The sequence below is a fragment of the Amycolatopsis sp. TRM77291 genome, assembly GCF_054166285.1.
In genome coordinates, this window is the sequence record NZ_JBSZHF010000001.1 from 7711401 (window position 1) to 7728536 (window position 17136).

Here is a 17136-nt window from a genome sequence, read left to right on the forward strand (position 1 = left end):
GGACGTCTTCGGTGACCACCCAGAACCGTGGCTCGATCGCGAAGGTCGTCAGCGCCAGCCTGATCGGAACGACGATCGAGTGGTACGACTTCTTCCTCTACACCTCCGCCGCGGCGCTGGTGTTCGGGCAATTGTTCTTCCCCTCCAACGATCCGCTCACCGGCACGCTGCTCGCGTTCTTGACCTACGCCGTCGGTTTCCTCGCCCGCCCGATCGGCGGTCTGGTGTTCGGCCACTTCGGCGACCGCGTCGGCCGTAAGAAGCTGCTGGTGCTGAGCCTGTTGCTGATGGGCGGTTCGACCTGCGCGATGGGCATCCTCCCGACGTACGCCACGGTCGGCGTCCTGGCGCCGATCCTGCTGACGCTCCTGCGGCTCGTGCAGGGTTTCGCGCTCGGTGGTGAATGGGGCGGCGCGGTGCTGATCGTCTCCGAGCACGGCGACGACAAGCGGCGCGGATTCTGGGCGTCCTGGCCCCAATGCGGTGCTCCCGGCGGCAACCTGCTCGCGACGGCGGTCTTGGCGATCCTCGCCGCGACGCAGTCCGACGAGGCGTTCCTCAGCTGGGGCTGGCGGATCCCGTTCCTGCTCTCGGGTGTCCTCGTGGTGATCGGGCTGTGGATCCGGCTCGCGGTCAGTGAATCGCCGGTGTTCCTCGCGGCGCAGAAGAACAACGCGACCACGCACGCCCCGGTCGTCGAGGTGTTCCGCAAGAGCTGGCGCGCGGTGCTGATAACGATCGGTTCGCGGATGGCGGAGAACGTCTCGTACTACGTGATCACGGCGTTCATCCTCGTCTACGTCACCACCGGGCTGGGCTTGCCGAAATCGGCGGGACTCAACGCGGTGCTCATCGGTTCGGCCGTGCACTTCCTGACCATTCCCTTATGGGGCATGCTCTCCGACCGGATCGGCCGACGGCCGGTGTACCTGTTCGGCGCGATCGGCATGGCGCTGTGGAGTTTCGCGTTCTTCGCGATGCTCGACACGAAGAACCCGGCCGTCATCATTCTCGCGGCGACCGTCGGGCTGGTGCTGCACGGCGCGATGTACGGCCCGCAGGCCGCGTTCTTCTCCGAGCAGTTCCCGACGCGGGTGCGTTACACCGGCCTTTCGGTCGGCGGTCAGCTGTCGTCGATCGCCGCCGGGGCGGTGGCGCCGCTCATCGCGGTCGCGTTGTTCAAGGAGTTCGGCAGCACGATCCCGGTCTCGCTCTACGTGGTCGCGATGTGCGTGCTGACCGTGATCGCCCTGCTCGCCGCCCGTGAGACCAAGGGCGAGTCCCTGCACTCCGAAGTTCTCACGGAGCGCGGTCGCGTGTCAGCATGACCCTTGTGGACAGTTCCGCACAGCTGCGCCGGCTGCTCGAACTGCTCGCCTCCGGGGCGGGCAGCGAGCAGCTGGCGCACGTCCCCGTCGACCCGAAGGCCACCGAGCTGGCGCTGCGGATCCGGGACACCGTCGCTGAGCACCGGCGGCGCGAGGCGGAGCTGGCCGCGCTGTTCGACACGGCCAGCGACCTCGCCCGGCTGGACGACCCGGACGCCGTCCTGCGGTCGATCGTGCGGCGGGCGCGGGCGTTGCTCGGCGTGGACGTCTCGTATCTCAGCCTCAACGACGAAACCGAGGGCAAGACCTACGTCCGCGTGACCGACGGCTCGGTTTCCGCGCTGTTCCAGGACATCGTGCTGGGCATGGGCGAGGGGCTCGGCGGGCTGGTCGCGCAGACCGCGCGGCCGTACGCGACGGCGGACTACTTCAACGACAAGCGGTTCCGCCACACCACCTCGATCGACACCGGGGTGCTCGACGAGGGACTGACCGCGATCCTCGGGGTGCCGCTGGCGATCGGCAGCAAGGTCATCGGGGTGCTGTTCGCCTCCGACCGGAGCACCCGCGAGTTCTCGCCCGACGAGGTCGCGCTGCTGTCGTCGCTGGCCGACCATGCGGCGATCGCGCTGGACAACGCGCATCTGCTCGACGAGACGCGCCGCGCGGTCGCCGAATTGAACGCCGCCAACGCGACGATCAGCGCGCACAACGACGCGATGCGCCGTGCCGAGGACGCCCACGACCGGCTGATGGATCTCGTGCTGCGCGGCGGTGATCTGGCCGAGGTCGCCGCCGCGGTCGCGGACGTGCTCGGCGGCGCGATCGCCGTCTACGACGCCGACGGTGTCGTCCTCGCCCGGACCGGCGGCGAGCTGAACCTTTCGCGTGCGGCGGTTTCCGCGTCCAGGACGAGCGGGCGCGCTGTGTCCACTGAGGACGGTTGGCTGTGCGCGGTCCAGGCGGGGCAGGAATTCCTCGGCAGCCTGGTGCTCGGCGGCGGACGGTCGCTCGGCGAGGCCGACCGGCGGCTGTTCGAGCGGGCGGGCGTGGTCACCGCGGTGCTGCTGATGCAGCGGCGTTCCGTCGCACGCGCCGAGGACGAGGTGCGCGGGGAGCTGCTGTCGGACCTGCTCACCGCACCGGGCCGCAATCCAGCCGCGCTGCTGGCTCGTGGTCGACGCCTGGGGGTCGATTTGTCGACATCGCACGCGGTGCTGGTCGCGCACGCCGACGACGTCTCCCGGCGGCGGCTGGCAGCGGCGGCTTCGCGGCACGCGGACCTCGTCGGGGTGCACGCCGACCAGGTGGTCCTTCTGGTTCGTGGCGCGGAGCCCGGCGCACTGGCGCGATCCGTGGCCGCGGAACTCGCGTCCACAATGGACTGCCCGGTGACGGTGGGGGCGGCAGGGCCGGCGGCGTCAACGAGGGAGCTGGCCGCGGCGCACGCCGAAGCCGCGCGATGCGTCGCGTCGTTGCTGGCGCTGGGCCGGGCAGGTGAAGGCGCGAGCATGGCCGACCTCGGGTTCGTCGGGCTGCTGCTCGGCGAGCACGCCGACCTCGGCGCGTACGTGACCGCCACGATCGGGCCGGTGCTCGACTACGACGAACGCCGCGGCACGGATCTGATCGGCACCCTCCGCGCGTATTTCGCCTGTGGCGGCAACCTGACGCGGGCGAAGGACCTCCTCCACGTGCACGTCAACACGGTCGTGCAGCGGCTGGACCGCATCGCGTCGCTGCTGGGCGAGCAGTGGCAGGCGCCCGAGCGCGCGCTGGAACTCCAGCTCGCGCTCAGGCTGCACCGCCTCACCAATGACCGAAACGGATGACGTCGTCGAAGTCGCGGCGAGGGATCTTGGTCGCCGAGGAGCCGGGCGACGGCCCGGCTTCCGCACCGTGGCCGAGCGCCACGACACCGATCGGGTCGTGATCCTCCGGTACGCCGAACTCGTTGTGGAGCCGCTCCACGCTTTCCGGCGCCAGCCCGAAGAAGACCGCGCCGAGGTCCTCGTCGACGGCCGTCTGGAGGATCAGCATCGTCGCCATCCCGGTGTCGACGTCCCAGTACGGCACGCGCCACCACGAGTCGTCGCGGTCGGCGACCCCCTTGTCCGGCTTGGCATAGCGGTCGAGGTACGCGTTCTTGACCGAGAGCGGCACAATCGCGACCGGCGCCGTGGTCACGGTTTCGGGCGCCCAGCTCGCCCCGAACTCCCAGAATTTCGCGAGTTCCTCGCCGGTGAGGACGAGAAACCCTTGTCCCTGTGAGAAACCGGCCGAGGGGCCTTTGAGCGCGTTGCGCAGGATGCGCTGCAAACTCGCCTCGGCGACGGGTTCGCCGGTGAACTTCCGGACCATGCGACGGCGTCGTACGACGTCCTGGAATTCCATCAGATCAGCTTAGTGCGCAAGTGGTTGCCAGGTCACCGCTCGCGCGTGGGATCGTCGCCGAAGCGGGCGGGCGGACGCCGTCGAGCCAGCCTTCGAGCGCGGTGAACGCCGTGCGGAAACACGGGCCGATGGGCCGCAGCTTGTCCGGGTACGCGTCGTACAACCCGTCGACGTGGGTGCCGTCGACGATCCGGTAGTAACGCTGGAGCCCGGCGCGGCCCTGGTCGGCGATCATCCGCTGGTAGACGTCGGAATCGCGGGTGATCGGCAGGAGCGTGTCGAGAGTGCCGTGCAGGGTGATCAGCGGTTTGCCGATCCGGCCGGTCAGTGAGATCCGTTCCACCGCGCGGTGCACCGACGCCGGGCGAGTGGCGTAGTCGTAGTCGGTTCCGGTGAACGACGGATCGAATTCGGCCTGGTAGATGCGCTGGGTCAGGCCCCAATAGACGTCGTTGTGGTACGGCCAGAGGAATTCCGAGCCCGGCGCGAAACCGGCGTCGAGAATTTCCTGGTGGGCTTGCGCGGAACCGGCGACGTACGCGGGATAGGCCTTGATCGCGGGCGGCAGGAAGGTGAACAGGTTCGGCCCGTCTTCGTGCCAAAGCGTGCCCTCCCAGTCGATGCCGCCGTCGTAGAGCCATGGCCGGTTTTCGAGCTGCCAGCGGACGAGGTAGCCGCCGTTCGACATCCCGGCCGCGAGGGTGCGGCTCGGCAGGCGCCCGTAGCGGTGCGCGACGGCGGCCTTCGCGGCGATCGTCAGCTGGGTGACCCGCGAGTTCCATTCGGCGAGCGCGTCACCGGGGCGGCGTCCGTCGGTGTGGAAGTCCGCGCCGGTGTTGCCCTTGTCGGTGGCGGCGAACGCGTAGCCGGCGGCGAGGACCTGGTCACCGATGGCGCGATCGTTCGCGTACTGCCGTCGCACCCCGGGCGACCCCGAGACCACGAGGCCGCCGTTCCAGCGATCGGGCATCCGCAGCACGAACTGCGCGTCGTGGTTCCAGCCGTGCGTCGTGTTGGCGGTCGACGAATCCGGGAAGTAGCCGTCGATCTGGATGCCGGGAACACCCTTGGGGGCGGGGAAACCGGCGGAGGTGAGCCCGGCCCAGTCGGCCTGGATGGTGTGCCCGGTGACCAGGGTGCCGGTGGTCGTCAAATCGTCCAAACAGGACAGTTGTTGTTTCGCGGCCCCGGGAACGCGCACGTTCCCGCAGCCGCCCGCCGCCTGGGCGGGCACAGCCAGGGCCACCATCATCGCGAGGACCAGTAAGAGCCGCATCGGGCGACGATAAGCGGCGTCTTCGCGTGCCGGTATCCGTTGTGGCCACACAAAACGGGCCACCGCTGTGGTGTTCTCCCACGTGGGATGCGGATACCGTCGGTTTTACCCTGAAATGATGCGAAAACTCCTCATCGGCGCGGTGGTTTCGGCATTGGCCCTTCTTTTCGCGACTCCGGCACAGGCGGCGGCGATCCGCCCGGTGACCGGGTTCGGGAGCAATCCCGGTGCGTTGCAGATGTTCGAATACGTTCCCGGCGGGTTGCCGCCCGGACGTCCGGCGGTGGTCGTGCTGCACGGCTGCACCCAGGACGCGGCCGGGTACGCGCGTGGCTCCGGCTGGGTCGGGCTCGCGGACCGGCTGCGGTTCAAACTCGTTCTGCCGCAACAGGTTTCGGTGAACAACTTCAACAAGTGCTTCAACTGGTTCCAGGCGGGCGACATCAAGCGAGGATCCGGGGAGGCCGAGTCGATCGCGCAGATGGCGCGGTTCTCGGCCGGGAGCCGGACGTACGTGACCGGCCTGTCGGCGGGTGGCGCGATGACGTCGGTGATGTTGGCGGCGTATCCGGAGCTGTTCTCGGGCGGCGGTGTCGTCGCGGGGCTTCCTTACGGCTGCGCGACTTCGATGATCGACGCGTACTCCTGCATGAACCCCGGCAAGGATCTGACGCCGAAGCAGTGGGGTGCCAAGGTGCGCGCCGCGGGCACGGGGCCGCGTTCGCCGGTCAGCGCCTGGCACGGGACCGCGGACTACACGGTCGCTCCGCTGAACATGCGTGAGCTTTCCGAGCAGTGGACCGACGTCGGCGCGGCCGTCGACACGCACGCCGTCGCCGGGATGGGGCACGGTCAGCCGATCGCGCCGGGAGCCGGATGTGGGCAGGCGGGGCCGTATCTGCTGGATGTCGGCGTGTGCGCCGCGGGCGAGCTCGCGGCGAAGTGGCGGCTAGGCGAGGACGGCGTCCAGTAGCCCGGGGAAGCGCGCGTGGACGTCCTCGGTGCGCAGCTCGACCCAGCGGGTCCGGCCCTCGACGAACGTCGTCGTGAGGCCGGCCTCGCGCAACACCTTCCAGTGATGGGAGAGCGTCGGCGCGCTGATCTCGACGTCGTACTCGGAGATGGCGCAGCTTCGCGGCGAAGGATTGCTTCGCAGGGCGCGGATCAGCTCCAGGCGCACGGGGTCCGCGAGCGCCTGGAGCACCGGCACGATCTCGATCTCGTCGATCGACGGCTGCGGCAGCGTGCTGCTCACGTCACTCCAAACTATTTGACAGTCATCGAATAGTCCCGCCACTATACCTCGCATGACGATTCGACGATCATCTAATGATCGGCTCGCTCTGGGGGCTCTGCTGGTACTCGCCGTCGGTACGTTCACCGTCGGCACCGACGGGTTCGTCCTGAACGGGCTGTTGCCCACCATCGCCTCCGACCTGCGCGTTTCCGAAGCGGTCGCGGGCCAGCTGACCACTGTTTTCGCGGTGACCTACGCGGTCTCCTCACCGCTCATCGCGGCCTTCACCGGACGGCTCGACCGCCGGTGGGTGCTCGGCGCGGGGATGGTGCTGTTCACGATCGGCATGGCCGGTCAGGCGCTCGGCGAGTCCTTCGCCGTGGTCGCCGTCGCGCGTGTGCTGGCCGCCCTCGGCGCGGCCGCGTTCCAATCCAACGCCTACGTTCTCGCCGGCGCGCTGGCGTCGGACGAGCGCCGCGGCCGCGCGCTGGCGACGGTCTCCGCCGGCATGAGCGTGTCGATGGTGCTCGGCGTGCCGATCGGGGTGCTGGCCGGGAACTGGTTCGGCTGGCGCGCGGTGATGTGGGGGATCGGCGTGGTGGCGCTGGTCGTGATGCTGCTCGTGCCGCTTCTGCCCGGCCTGCGGATGCCGACGGTGTCGTTGCGCGACAGGCTCGCCGTCGTCGCGCGGCCGCCTATCGCGCGTGTGCTCGGTGTGAGCGTTCTTGGTACCGCCGCGGGCTTCGCGGCCTTCGTGTACTTGCCGGTGCTGGTGGCTCCGGTGGCGGCGGGCGCGATGATCTCGTGGCTGCTCGTCGGTTTCGGGATCGGGCAGATCGCAGGCAACGCCTTCGCGGGCCGGGCCACGGATTCACTGGGGCCCGCGCGCGTCCGCACGATTTCGCTCATCGGGACGGTCGTGACACTGACGCTGCTGGACGTCGCCGTGCTGAGCCTGCCCGGCTCGCTGGTCTTCGCGCTGGCATCGGGCGTGTTCGGCGGGATGCTGATGGTGCCGCAGCAGCACCGGCTGTTCTCGCTGGCGCCTGACGCGCCGACCGTCGCCATGGGACTCAACGGTTCCGCGATCTACGCCGGTGGCGCCCTCGGGGCCGCGCTGGGTGGCGTCGTCCTGTCCTCGGCGGGTGTTTGGTGGGTCGGCCCCGTGGCCGCCTTCGTCGCTCTGCTGGGCTTCGCGCTTTCGGTGCCTTCGCGGGCGAAGGTGGCCCAGCCCGCCTGATCCGGAGGGGAGCGAGGGACCTTTGCTACCACTTGTCTCAACGTCGAGAGAAGCGGTAGCAAAGGTCCCTTGCTCCCTTTCCGCAGGTCAGGGAGTTATTCGACCGACCAGCGCTCCTCGATACGCCCGAAGCGCCACACGAGGAGCGCGAAGACCCACGTAAGCACGAAGAGCGCGACGACCGCGTAGCCCACGTAGTCCAGGCTCAGCGACCCGATCGCCGCGAGCGGCCCGGTCGTGATGCCGAAGCGCTCGGTGATGATCGAGATGACCTCGATGGTCCCGATGAGCAAGGCGACCGCGACGGAAAGCGCCGTCACGGTGAGGTTGTAGTAGATCTTCCGCACCGGCTTCGCGAAGGCCCAGCCGTACGCGTAGTTCATGAAACAGCCATCGGCCGTGTCGAACAGCGTCATCCCCGCGGCGAACAGGATCGGCAGCACCAGGATCGCGTACCAAGGCAGCGAAAACGCGGCCGCGCCACCGGCGAGCACCAGCAGGCTGACCTCGGTCGCGGTGTCGAAGCCGAGGCCGAACAGCACACCGATCGGGTAGATGTGCCAAGGCTTGCGCACCGCTTTGGTGGCACCACGGAGCAAGCGGTTCATGAAGCCGCGGTTGTCGAGCTGCCGCTCCAGCGCCGCTTCGTCGAGCTCGCCCCGCCGCATCCGCCGGAACACCTTCACGATGCCGACCAGCACCACCAGGTTCATGATCCCGATGAGGTACAGGAACACCGCGGAAACCGACGTCCCGATCAGCCCGGTCGCCTCGTGCAGCGCCGACGAGTCGTCCTCGACGGCGCCGGCCAGCGCCCGCACGCCGAGCGACAACAGCAGGCACAGGACGAAGACGATCGTCGAATGACCGAGGGAGAACCAGAAACCGACCGAAAGCGGCCGTTGCCCGTCGGCCATGAGCTTGCGGGTGGTGTTGTCGATCGCGGCGATGTGGTCCGCGTCGAAAGCGTGCCGCATCCCGAGCACGAACGCCGTGACACCGAGGCCGACCCCGAACACGCCCGTGGCGCCGAGCTCGTACTGGCGCGGCGCCACGAAAAGCGTCAGGACCCCCCAGCCGATGACGTTGAGCAGCAGGATGAACCCTGCCATCCCGGCGACGGACACCCGTTCGCGTCGCGTGAGCGCGAGGCGTCGGGATGAACGGGTCTGTCCGCCGGTGTTCAGCTCGCGCGCACCCGGAGGGAGTCGAGAGCCTTGCGTACGTGGCCATCGTTGGCCGCCAGCGCCTTCGCCGCACTCGCGACGTCATCGCCGGACAGCAGATGGACCAGCGCGACCTTGAGGTCGCCGTCGGCCTCGGTGAGCGCGTCGGAGCAGTCCGCCATGCTCATTCCGGTGGCCTCGCGCAGGATCCGGATGGTCCGTCCGCGCAGCTTGGCGTTCGTCGCCCGCATGCTGACCATCAGGTTCGAGTACGTGCGGCCGAGCTTGATCATCGTCGCCGTCGAGAACGCGGTGAGGATGATCTTCTGCGCCGTGCCCGCCTTCATCCGCGTCGATCCGGCGATCGCCTCGGGGCCGGTGTCCACCGCGATGAGGACGTCGACACCCGGCGGCGTCACCGTCGCCGGATTGCCCGACACCAGTGCGGTGCAGGCACCGAGACGGCCGGCCGCGGCCAGCGCGCCGAGGACGTAGGGCGTCCGGCCGGAAGCCGTCAGCCCGAGCACGAAGTCGCCGGGCGCGACGGACTCGGCCACCTCGGCGGCTCCGGCCTTCGCGTCGTCCTCGGCGTCTTCGACGGCTTGGCGCAGCGCGCGTGCGCCGCCCGCGTGATGCGCGATGAACCAATCGGCGGGCACGTTGAACGTCGGCACGAGCTCCGCCGCGTCCAACGTCGCCAGCCTGCCGGAGGTGCCGGCCCCGAAGTAATGCACGCGGTGTCCCGACCGCAGCGCTTCCACGGCGAAGTCGACCGCCCGCGCCACCTGCGGCAGCACCGCGGCGACGGCTTCGGGGACCCGGCGGTCCTCGGCGTTGATGGCGCCGAGGATGCCCATGGTCGACATCAGGTCGATGTCGGTCGTCCGTGGATTGCGCTGTTCGGTTGGCGAATCGACGTGCACCACCTGGCGTGGGACGGTCATCATGCGCCTCACTTTTTCGCTCATTTGCCGGTTTCCCGCGGCCGCCGCCTGCCGTCGGGCCGGACGCCCAGACGGTGCGAGCCAACCGCGTCCCTGGTCGCGTCGAGAGCGTTGACCGACGCGTCCATGTGCCGCTGCGCGACACCGATGAACAAGCAGTCGATGACGGTCAGCTGCGCGATGCGACTGGCGGTCGCACCCGAGCGGAACGTCGTCTCCCGCGCGGCCGTGGTCAGTACGTGGTCGGCGACCTCGGTGATCGGCGAGCGCGGGAAGTTCGTCACGGCGACGGTGATCGCGCCGTGCTCACGGGCCACGCGCAGCGCCTCGACGGTGTCCGTGGTCGCGCCCGTGTGCGAGATGCCGATCGCGACGTCTCCGGGGCTCAGCACGGCGGCCGAGGTCAGCATGATGTGCGTGTCCGACCAGGCGAAGCTGACCCGCCCGATGCGATGCAGCTTCTGCTGCAGGTCCGCGGCGACGAACGCGCTCGCGCCCACGCCGTAGACGTCCACGCGGCCCGCGCCGGCCACGATGTCGATCACACGCTGTAGCGACGGGACGTCGAGCTGGTCGGCGGTCTCCTCCACGGCACGCGCGTCCGCGAAGCTGACCTTGCCGATGACGGCGGCCAGGTCGTCCTCCGGCCCGATCTCGCCGCCGAGGTTGCGGGTCGACCGCGCCTCGGAACGCGCGGTGTCGGCCGCCAGGGCGATCCTGAGCTGCGGATACCCGCCGACACCGACCGCCTTGCAGAACCGCGTGACGGTGGTTTCGCTGGTGTTCGCCGCGAGCGCGACCTCGGTGATGCTGCGCCGCGCGACCTGGGCGGGGTCGTCGAGGACGACCTTCGCGACGCGCTGCTCGGCCCGGGCGAGCCCGGGCAGGAGCGAGCGGATCCGGACGAGCGGGCTCGCGTCGGCGTCCCGTGTCGGCTGCGCCGGCACGGCCTCGGACGGTGCGGCCGCGATTACGGAATCGGTATCGCCCACCGTGGGAAAGTTACTAACCGTTGGCATCTGCGACAAGGCTACCCACACCCTTCGGGAAGATCGCAACCTATCCGTGTCTGCGGATTCGATTTGCGATTAATCGTTGACCAGAAAGTCGCTAACCAGGTCGAGGCCGTTAACGAGGTCGAGCTAACGACTTGGCAACTTAGTGTCGCGATGCAAGGGGCTGTGTCCCGGTCAGCGGGGTGGTCCGGTCAGCGGATCGGAGCTGGCCGGTTACCTAGTGCTCAACTTCCACCCGGTAGCGACGAAAGTAGGGGGATTATGCTCACTGTCCAGCAGTGTGCGGCCGCGTTCAGTGACTTTCACACCGTCCAAGTAAATTCCTCTTCCGGTGTAACGGGCATCGGTCGTGTAACGCCAGCGGAGGGTGATTTGTGAGCTTTGTGACACCTCTGCCGCCGCCCGCCACCAAGCCCGATGGCCGTGCCCGCCGAGACCGGTTTGGTCCCCGGCGGGAGCGCCTGGTCCGTTTGCACGCACAGTAATCGTTTTCCAGGTCGCTCCACCGTCGGTACTTATTTCCAGGAACAGCGAGTCCGACGGGCCTTCGGTGTCCACGAAGGTGTCGAAGGAGACCTTCAGTGGCCCGCCGCGCGTCTGTAACACCGGAGTCGTGAGCGTGGCCGTGGAGACGTCTCCGGCGCCGCTGAACCACGCGTCGCGGCCGTGCGCCGGGCGGACCGCCATCGCCTTGACGAGCGAGCTCGCCCATGTCTCCCTGGCGATGTTGATCGAGCCCCAGTTCCGTGTCGGGTGCACCCGGTTGGTCAGCAGGATCGCGAACGACCGCGACAGCGGGTCGATCACCAGCGAGGTCCCGGTGAACCCGGTGTGCCCGGCCGTCGAGGGCGCCGACAGCGCGCCCATGTACCAGGGCTGGTCCAGCTCGAAGCCGAGGCCGTGCGCGTTGTCGGGGAACTTGTGGTTGTAGTTCGTCAGCATCGCCCGCACGGTTTCCTCGCGCAGGATCCGCTGGCCTCGGTACGCGCCGCCGTTGAGGATCGTCTGCGCCAGCACCGCCATGTCGGCGGCGGTGGAGAACACGCCCGCGTGCCCGGCGACGCCGCCCAGCGACCAGGCGTTCTCGTCGTGGACCTCGCCGCGTACGAGCCCCCGCGGCGGCTTCGCGGCGTACTCGGTCGCCGCGACCCTGGCGAGTTTCGACGCGGGCGGGTTGTACCCGGTGTCCACCAGGCCCAGCGGGGCGGAGATGCGGTCCTGGACCACCTTGTCCAGCGGCGCTCCGGCCACCTTCTCGACCAGGAAACCGAGCGTCAGCAGGTTGATGTCGGAGTAGAGGTACGTGCTGCCCGGCACGTTCTTCAGCGGGCTGTCGAGGACGGCCTTCCGGCGCGAGGGGATGTCCGGGTAGCCCTCCCACAGCGACGGGAGCGGTGTCGCGGCGAAGCCCGAGACGTGCGTGAGGAGCTGCTGGACGGTGACGGCCTCCTTGCCGTTCACCCCGAACTCCGGCAGATACCGCACCACCGGCGCCGAGATGTCCAGCTTGCCCGCCTCGGCCAGCTGCATCACCGCGACGGAGGTGAACAGCTTCGAGATCGAGGCCATGTCGAAGATCGTGTCCGCGCGCATCGGCACCTGCTGCTCGGGCGGCAGTTCGGTGCCCTTCGCGTCGGCGTAGCGGACAGCGCCACCGACGGCCTGGCGCTCGACGACCACGCCGTCATGGGAGAGGAGACCGACCGCTCCGGAGAAATGCGGATGGCCGGTGGCGTCCGGCTTGGTCCAGCTCTCGATGAACTGCTCGGCCGCCTTGATCGGCGCCGGGTCGAGACCGACGTCTGACGGCGCGCCGTCACGCAGGACGGTGGACGCGGGCGCGAAGCCTTCGCGCGGCTTGTCGAACCGGCCCGCCGCGCGGTCTCGCTGTTGTTCGCTCCCCGGAATCGCCTGTGCTCCCGCCGTCGACAGCGTGGTCGCCGCGACCAGGACGGAGACGGCCGCGATCAGGATCTTCCTAACACGCAAGGTCGTTCCTCTCAGCGGTAGATGAGATGGCGACGGCGTTTCCGGTCGAACTCGGCCAGTTCGGCCTGCCAGGACCCGACGATCTCGTCCACTCCGGCGCCCTTGTCGATCATCGTGCGCAACCTGTCGGAGCCGGACAGCTTGTCGAGGAAGTTGTCGGGCCGCCACTTGAACTTGTCCGGGTGCACCTGCTTCGCGGTGACGAACATGGTGACCGCGGTGCGGATGGCGTCGAACGACCGCGGGTCCGTGACAGTCACCTGCACGCCGCCGCAGGGCTCATTGACGAACTTGCCGAACGTCGGCACGAAGTACGCCTCGCGGAACTTCACCCCGGGCAGCCGTAGCTCGCCGAGCTTCTCGCGCCAGCGCCAGTCGAGGCCCGGCGCGCCGATGATCTCGAACGGCCGGGTGGTACCCCGGCCTTCGGAGAACACGGTGCCCTCGAACATCCCGGTGCCGGGATAGACGAGCGCGGTGTCCGGCGTCGGCATGTTCGGACTCGGCGGGACCCACGTCAGCCCGGTGCGCTCGAAGAGCTGGTCACGTCGCCAGTCCCGCACTTCGACGATTTCGAGCTTGCCCGGCGTGACGCCCTCGGCGGGCAGGAACTCGGCGGCGAAGAATCGCGCGAGTTCGCCGACGGTCATGCCGTGCTGCTGCACGATCGGCTTCCGGCCGACCCCCGAGGCGAACGCCGGGTTCAGCATCGGCCCGGCTGCCTTGCCGCCCAACGGATTCGGCCGGTCCAGCACGACGACCGCCGCACCGGCCTTCGCCGCCGCGACCATCGCCGTGTACAGCGACCAGATGTAGGTGTAGAACCGCGCGCCGACGTCCGCGATGTCGAAGACGACGGTGTCGACGCCCGCCTTCGTGTACATCCCGGCGAGCTTCGTCGCGTCGGCGCCGTACGCGTCGTAGACGGGCACGCCGGTGCGTGGATCGGTGTAGTCGCCCTCGGAGCCGCCCGCTTGCGCGCTGCCGCGGAAACCGTGCTCCGGCCCGAACGCGGCGAGCGACCGGACGCCGGCGGCGACCATCGAGTCGACGATGTGGTCGCCGCTCGCCAGCACACCTGTCGGATTCGACAGCACGCCGAGCTTGCGGCCGGACAGCGGCGCCCAGCCACGGGCGGCGAGCACGTCCGCTCCGGTGCGGGTGAGCGAGGGACCTTTGCTCTCGCTTTCCGGCTGGGCCCCCGCGACCGAGGACCCGGCCGTCAGCGCGGGGACCGCGAGGGCGCCGGTGGCGAGGAAGTGGCGGCGGTTGAGGTTCACCAGGTCAGCCCGTGGCCGAAGGGGTACTTCACCGTGCCGACGTCCTTGCCCGCGGGAACGTCCACCGGCAGCTTGCCCTGCGGCGTCACCTTCCCGAGGATCACCTTCGCCAGCGCCTCGAGCGAAGGCGAGATGTAGCCGTACGTGGCGAGCCACGTCTTGATCGGGTTCTCGTAACCGGCGTCGTACGGGATCTGGGCGGCGACCGCGACGACGGGTTTCCCGGTGTCGGCCAGCGCCTGCAACAGCTTGCCCTGTAACGGATACGTGCCGACGTTGTTGGTCAGCACGACGACGAGGTCGACGTTCTTCGCCGCCGTGACGGCCTGCGAGATCTGCGCGTCGGTCGGCGTCTGCCCGGTCTGCAACGCGGTCGCCTGCGTGCCGTGCGCGGTGAGCTTCGCCGCCAGGGACGCCGTCGTGCTCACGCCCCAGCCGGTCACCAGCGTCTTCGCGGGCTGCTGCTTGAGCGGAAGGACGCCGCCGTCGTTGCGGATGGCGGTGACCGACCGGTCGGCGATGCCCTGCGCGGTCGCGAGGTTGGCCGGGGTGCCGACCTTCGTCATCACCTTGGCCGGGTCGACGAACGGCGAGGTCAGGATGCCGCGGTTCAGCTTGAGCTTGAGCACGCGCAGGACGCTCTCGTCGATGCGCTGCTCGGTCAGTTCACCCTTGCGGACGGCGTCGAGCACCGAGTTGATCGCGAGTTCGAGGTTCACCGGCATGAGCAGCTGGTCGATACCCGCCTTGAGCGCGAGCACCGGGATCTCCGCGTCGGTGTGCATCTCGCGCACGGCGTCCATCGACAGGGAGTCGGTGACGACGACGCCGCGGTACCCGAGCTCCTCGCGCAGCTTGCCGGTGAGGATCGGCTTCGACAGCGTGGCGGGCTCCCCCGACGGGTCGAGGCTGGGGAACTGGATGTGCGCGCTCATGATCGAGTCGATGCCCGCCTTGATGGCGGCCTTGAACGGCGGCACGTCGGTCGCGCGCCAGCTTTCCTCGCTGCGGTCGATCCTTGGCAGCTCGTGGTGGCTGTCGGTGGCCGCGTCGCCGTGGCCGGGGAAGTGCTTCGCGGCGGCGGACACCGTCTCGGAGCGCCGTCCGGAGTTCTGGAAGCCCCTGACCTGTGCCTCGACGAACTGGCTCGCCAGCTCCGGGCGGCCGGAGAACGACCGGACGCCGATCACCGGGTTGGCCGGGTTGGAGTTCACGTCGGCGTCGGGGGCGAAGTCCTGGTTGATGCCGACGGCGCGCAGTTCGTGCCCGAGGATGCGGGCGGCCTCCTGCGCGGCCTTGGTGTCACGGCCGGCCGAGATCGCCATCGCGTTCGGCAGCTCGGTCGCGGGGGCACCCATCCGGGTGACCGTGCCGCCTTCCTGGTCGGTGGCGATCTGCAACGGGATGCGGGCGCCGCTGCGGAGCGCGGCCCGCTGGAGCCCGTTGGACAGCTTGGCGACCTGCACCGGGTCGTCGAAGTTGTCGCGGCTGTCGTTGTTGAAGTAGATGACGCCGCCCAGGTGGTACTTCTCGATCACCTGCGCGGGGGTGTCGACGCCGAAGTCGGCCTTGTTCTTGGCGTTGACCTCGTCGGCGGACTTCCCGTTCACCCACGTGACGAACAGCTGCCCGACCTTCTGCTCCAGGGTCAGCCCGCGCAGCGTCCGCTGCGCCTCGACGTCCGCCGTCACCGGCTGCGCGGTCGCCGGAACCGCCGCGACACCCAGCGTGAGCAGGCCCGCGAAGGGCAGGGCGAGCGCATGGATCCTCCGATGACGGGCGTGCGCGGTTCGGGTCGTCACCTCAAGCCTCCCAGATTCGTGCCTGACTCTCAGATGGAAAGAAGTCCACCTGGAAGCACTGATATCCGGAAGCTACCCACGAGCACTTTGCTTGTCCATCGGCCACCCGCACGAACGGTCCGTTCATACACAAAGGGACGCGAAGGGGCCTGTCACGCTTGAAATCGGGGGCAAAACACTGGCGGGGCCCCGCGGCCACAAGCCCGGGGGCCCCCCGCCAGTCGGTGCGGACCACTCGGGCGACCAAGCGTGCAACTCTGGTCGTACCTTCATGGACTCGGCGTCCGGCGTCCCGGTACGCAGTCCCTAGACGACGAGCCTCCCGCGGCGCGCTGCGCGTGGGTACCCGGTGTCCGCACACGGAGATTCGCCGGGGTGGAACAGGCTTCTCTTCTACCTGTTCCCTGGCCGACCGAACGTCCGCACCTACTTTCTACGCCGTGAGCCGGGTCACTTCAAGTGCGCAGACGGGTGCACCGGTACAGAGGCTCGATCTAGTGACACGGGCACCCTCCGCGACGGACAATTCGCGGCCCTGACTGCGAAAACCGGCCCGGTACCGCCGTGTGAGTGTGCGCTCAGCGGGTGCGTTTGCGCCGGTTGTAGCCGTACCAGGTGGCCCCCGCGGCGACGGCGCCGAGCGCGACCAGCCCGGCCGACCGCGCCGGGATCCGGGTCCGCAGCGACATCGGGTGTTCGAAGGCGAGGATCTCCCAGCCCTGTTCGGTCGCGTGCTTGCGCAGGACGCGGTCGGGGTTGACCGCGTGCGGCCGGCCGACGACTTCGAGGAGCGGGATGTCGGTGCTCGAATCGGTGTACGCGTGGCACTGGGTGAGGTCGTAGCCGTAGGTCGCCGCGAGTTGTTTCGCGGCGACGGCCTTGTTCTCGCCGTAGCAGTAGAAATCGACCTCGCCCGAGTAGCGACCGTCCACAATCTGCATCCGCGTGGCCACGCTGCGCGTCGCGCCGAGCATTTCGGCGACCGGCGCGACGACTTCCTCGCCGGTCGCCGACAGCACCACGACGTCGTGCCCCTCCGCGCGATGCGAGGAGATCAGTTCCGCCGCTTCCGCGTAGACGAGCGGGTCGACGACGTCGTGCAGCGTTTCGCGGACGATCGCGGACACCTGCGCGACGTCCCATCCGGTGCACAGCGCGGAAACCTCGGCCCGCATCCGCTCGGTCTTCGCCGCGTCCGCGCCCGCGAGGGAGAAGACGAGTTGGGCGTACGCGCTGCGAAGCGCGGCTCGGCGGTTGATGAGGCCTTCGCGCAAAAGCGGCTTGCTGAAGGCCAACGCGCTCGATGACGCGATGATCGTCTTGTCGAGATCGAAGAACGCCGCGACCTGGTTTGGCGTCGTGCTGGGTCGGTCCACTCGCCAAGGATAGGAGAGCCGGACCGGCGAGCGCCCGTTGGTCGACCACGATCGGTCCGGCGCGGTGGAAAATTCACGACCGCCCACT

General features: G+C 69.1%; 14 protein-coding genes. 4 read left to right on the forward strand and 10 right to left on the reverse strand.

All coding sequences use genetic code 11. From position 1 onward, the window contains the following. The first annotated feature begins 11 nt into the window (after positions 1 to 11). A complete protein-coding gene (locus ACXIZN_RS36140) occupies positions 12 to 1328 on the forward strand; it encodes an MFS transporter (RefSeq protein ID WP_457959360.1) in 1317 nt (438 codons plus the stop codon). Continuing rightward, entirely contained in the window at positions 1325 to 3160 is a 1836-nt protein-coding gene (locus ACXIZN_RS36145) for a helix-turn-helix domain-containing protein (RefSeq protein ID WP_457959361.1), read from the forward strand. Before ACXIZN_RS36140 ends, ACXIZN_RS36145 begins: the two co-directional genes overlap by 4 nt. On the opposite strand, the gene ACXIZN_RS36150 is transcribed toward ACXIZN_RS36145, so the two are convergent. Together ACXIZN_RS36150 and ACXIZN_RS36155 are read right to left on the reverse strand one after the other, a co-directional pair. Next, positions 3138 to 3722 carry a nitroreductase family protein gene (locus tag ACXIZN_RS36150; protein WP_457959362.1) on the reverse strand — a complete coding sequence of 195 codons (585 nt, stop codon included), beginning with the start codon at positions 3720 to 3722 and terminating at the stop codon, positions 3138 to 3140. The genes ACXIZN_RS36145 and ACXIZN_RS36150 overlap by 23 nt on opposite strands. A gap of 4 nt (positions 3723 to 3726) precedes the next feature. Further along, entirely contained in the window at positions 3727 to 4998 is a 1272-nt protein-coding gene (locus ACXIZN_RS36155) for a tannase/feruloyl esterase family alpha/beta hydrolase (RefSeq protein ID WP_457959363.1), read from the reverse strand. A 115-nt stretch (positions 4999 to 5113) separates the two neighbouring features. Between ACXIZN_RS36155 and ACXIZN_RS36160 the strand changes: the two genes are divergently transcribed. Beyond that, a complete protein-coding gene (locus ACXIZN_RS36160; RefSeq protein ID WP_457959364.1) occupies positions 5114 to 5971 on the forward strand; it encodes an extracellular catalytic domain type 1 short-chain-length polyhydroxyalkanoate depolymerase in 858 nt (285 codons plus the stop codon). On the opposite strand, the gene ACXIZN_RS36165 is transcribed toward ACXIZN_RS36160, so the two are convergent. Next, on the reverse strand, positions 5948 to 6253 hold the full coding sequence (locus tag ACXIZN_RS36165) for an ArsR/SmtB family transcription factor (RefSeq protein WP_192744002.1): 306 nt from the start codon (positions 6251 to 6253) through the stop codon (positions 5948 to 5950). The genes ACXIZN_RS36160 and ACXIZN_RS36165 overlap by 24 nt on opposite strands. Positions 6254 to 6305: 52 nt before the next feature. Between ACXIZN_RS36165 and ACXIZN_RS36170 the strand changes: the two genes are divergently transcribed. Continuing rightward, positions 6306 to 7475: an MFS transporter gene (locus ACXIZN_RS36170; RefSeq protein WP_457959365.1), complete on the forward strand. Its 1170-nt coding sequence runs from the start codon at positions 6306 to 6308 to the stop codon at positions 7473 to 7475. A gap of 95 nt (positions 7476 to 7570) precedes the next feature. Here the strand turns inward: ACXIZN_RS36170 and nicT are convergent, their stop codons facing one another. The 7 genes from nicT to ACXIZN_RS36205 all read right to left on the reverse strand — a co-directional run bounded on the left by nicT (position 7571) and on the right by ACXIZN_RS36205 (position 17048). After that, a complete protein-coding gene (gene nicT, locus ACXIZN_RS36175; RefSeq protein WP_457960686.1) occupies positions 7571 to 8662 on the reverse strand; it encodes a Nickel transporter NicT in 1092 nt (363 codons plus the stop codon). Further along, positions 8659 to 9588, reverse strand: a complete 930-nt coding sequence (locus ACXIZN_RS36180; RefSeq protein WP_457959366.1) for an N-acetylmuramic acid 6-phosphate etherase — start codon at positions 9586 to 9588, stop codon at positions 8659 to 8661. The genes nicT and ACXIZN_RS36180 overlap by 4 nt, the downstream gene beginning before the upstream one ends. Positions 9589 to 9605: 17 nt before the next feature. After that, complete coding sequence (locus ACXIZN_RS36185) at positions 9606 to 10604, reverse strand: MurR/RpiR family transcriptional regulator (RefSeq protein ID WP_225949385.1); 999 nt, start codon at positions 10602 to 10604, stop codon at positions 9606 to 9608. Positions 10605 to 10814: 210 nt separating this feature from the next. Continuing rightward, entirely contained in the window at positions 10815 to 12590 is a 1776-nt protein-coding gene (locus ACXIZN_RS36190; RefSeq protein ID WP_457959367.1) for a serine hydrolase, read from the reverse strand. An 11-nt stretch (positions 12591 to 12601) separates the two neighbouring features. Continuing rightward, positions 12602 to 13870 carry an exo-beta-N-acetylmuramidase NamZ family protein gene (locus ACXIZN_RS36195; protein ID WP_457959368.1) on the reverse strand — a complete coding sequence of 423 codons (1269 nt, stop codon included), beginning with the start codon at positions 13868 to 13870 and terminating at the stop codon, positions 12602 to 12604. Further along, positions 13867 to 15672 carry a glycoside hydrolase family 3 protein gene (locus ACXIZN_RS36200; RefSeq protein ID WP_457959369.1) on the reverse strand — a complete coding sequence of 602 codons (1806 nt, stop codon included), beginning with the start codon at positions 15670 to 15672 and terminating at the stop codon, positions 13867 to 13869. Before ACXIZN_RS36200 ends, ACXIZN_RS36195 begins: the two co-directional genes overlap by 4 nt. 578 nt (positions 15673 to 16250) lie before the next feature. Next, the gene (locus ACXIZN_RS36205; RefSeq protein ID WP_457959370.1) at positions 16251 to 17048 is read right to left on the reverse strand and encodes an HAD family hydrolase; all 798 of its coding nucleotides are present in this window, start codon (positions 17046 to 17048) and stop codon (positions 16251 to 16253) included. Positions 17049 to 17136 lie beyond the last annotated feature (88 nt).

Excerpts from the sequence above, each read along its gene's own strand:
- ACXIZN_RS36155 (WP_457959363.1), bottom strand. The coding sequence starts at position 4,998 with ATGCGGCTCTTACTGGTCCTCGCGATGATGGTGGCCCTGGCTGTGCCC.
- ACXIZN_RS36160 (WP_457959364.1), top strand. The coding sequence starts at position 5,114 with ATGATGCGAAAACTCCTCATCGGCGCGGTGGTTTCGGCATTGGCCCTT.
- ACXIZN_RS36145 (WP_457959361.1), top strand. The coding sequence starts at position 1,325 with ATGACCCTTGTGGACAGTTCCGCACAGCTGCGCCGGCTGCTCGAACTG.
- ACXIZN_RS36170 (WP_457959365.1), top strand. The coding sequence starts at position 6,306 with ATGACGATTCGACGATCATCTAATGATCGGCTCGCTCTGGGGGCTCTG.
- ACXIZN_RS36180 (WP_457959366.1), bottom strand. The coding sequence starts at position 9,588 with ATGATGACCGTCCCACGCCAGGTGGTGCACGTCGATTCGCCAACCGAA.
- ACXIZN_RS36150 (WP_457959362.1), bottom strand. The coding sequence starts at position 3,722 with ATGGAATTCCAGGACGTCGTACGACGCCGTCGCATGGTCCGGAAGTTC.
- ACXIZN_RS36185 (WP_225949385.1), bottom strand. The coding sequence starts at position 10,604 with ATGCCAACGGTTAGTAACTTTCCCACGGTGGGCGATACCGATTCCGTA.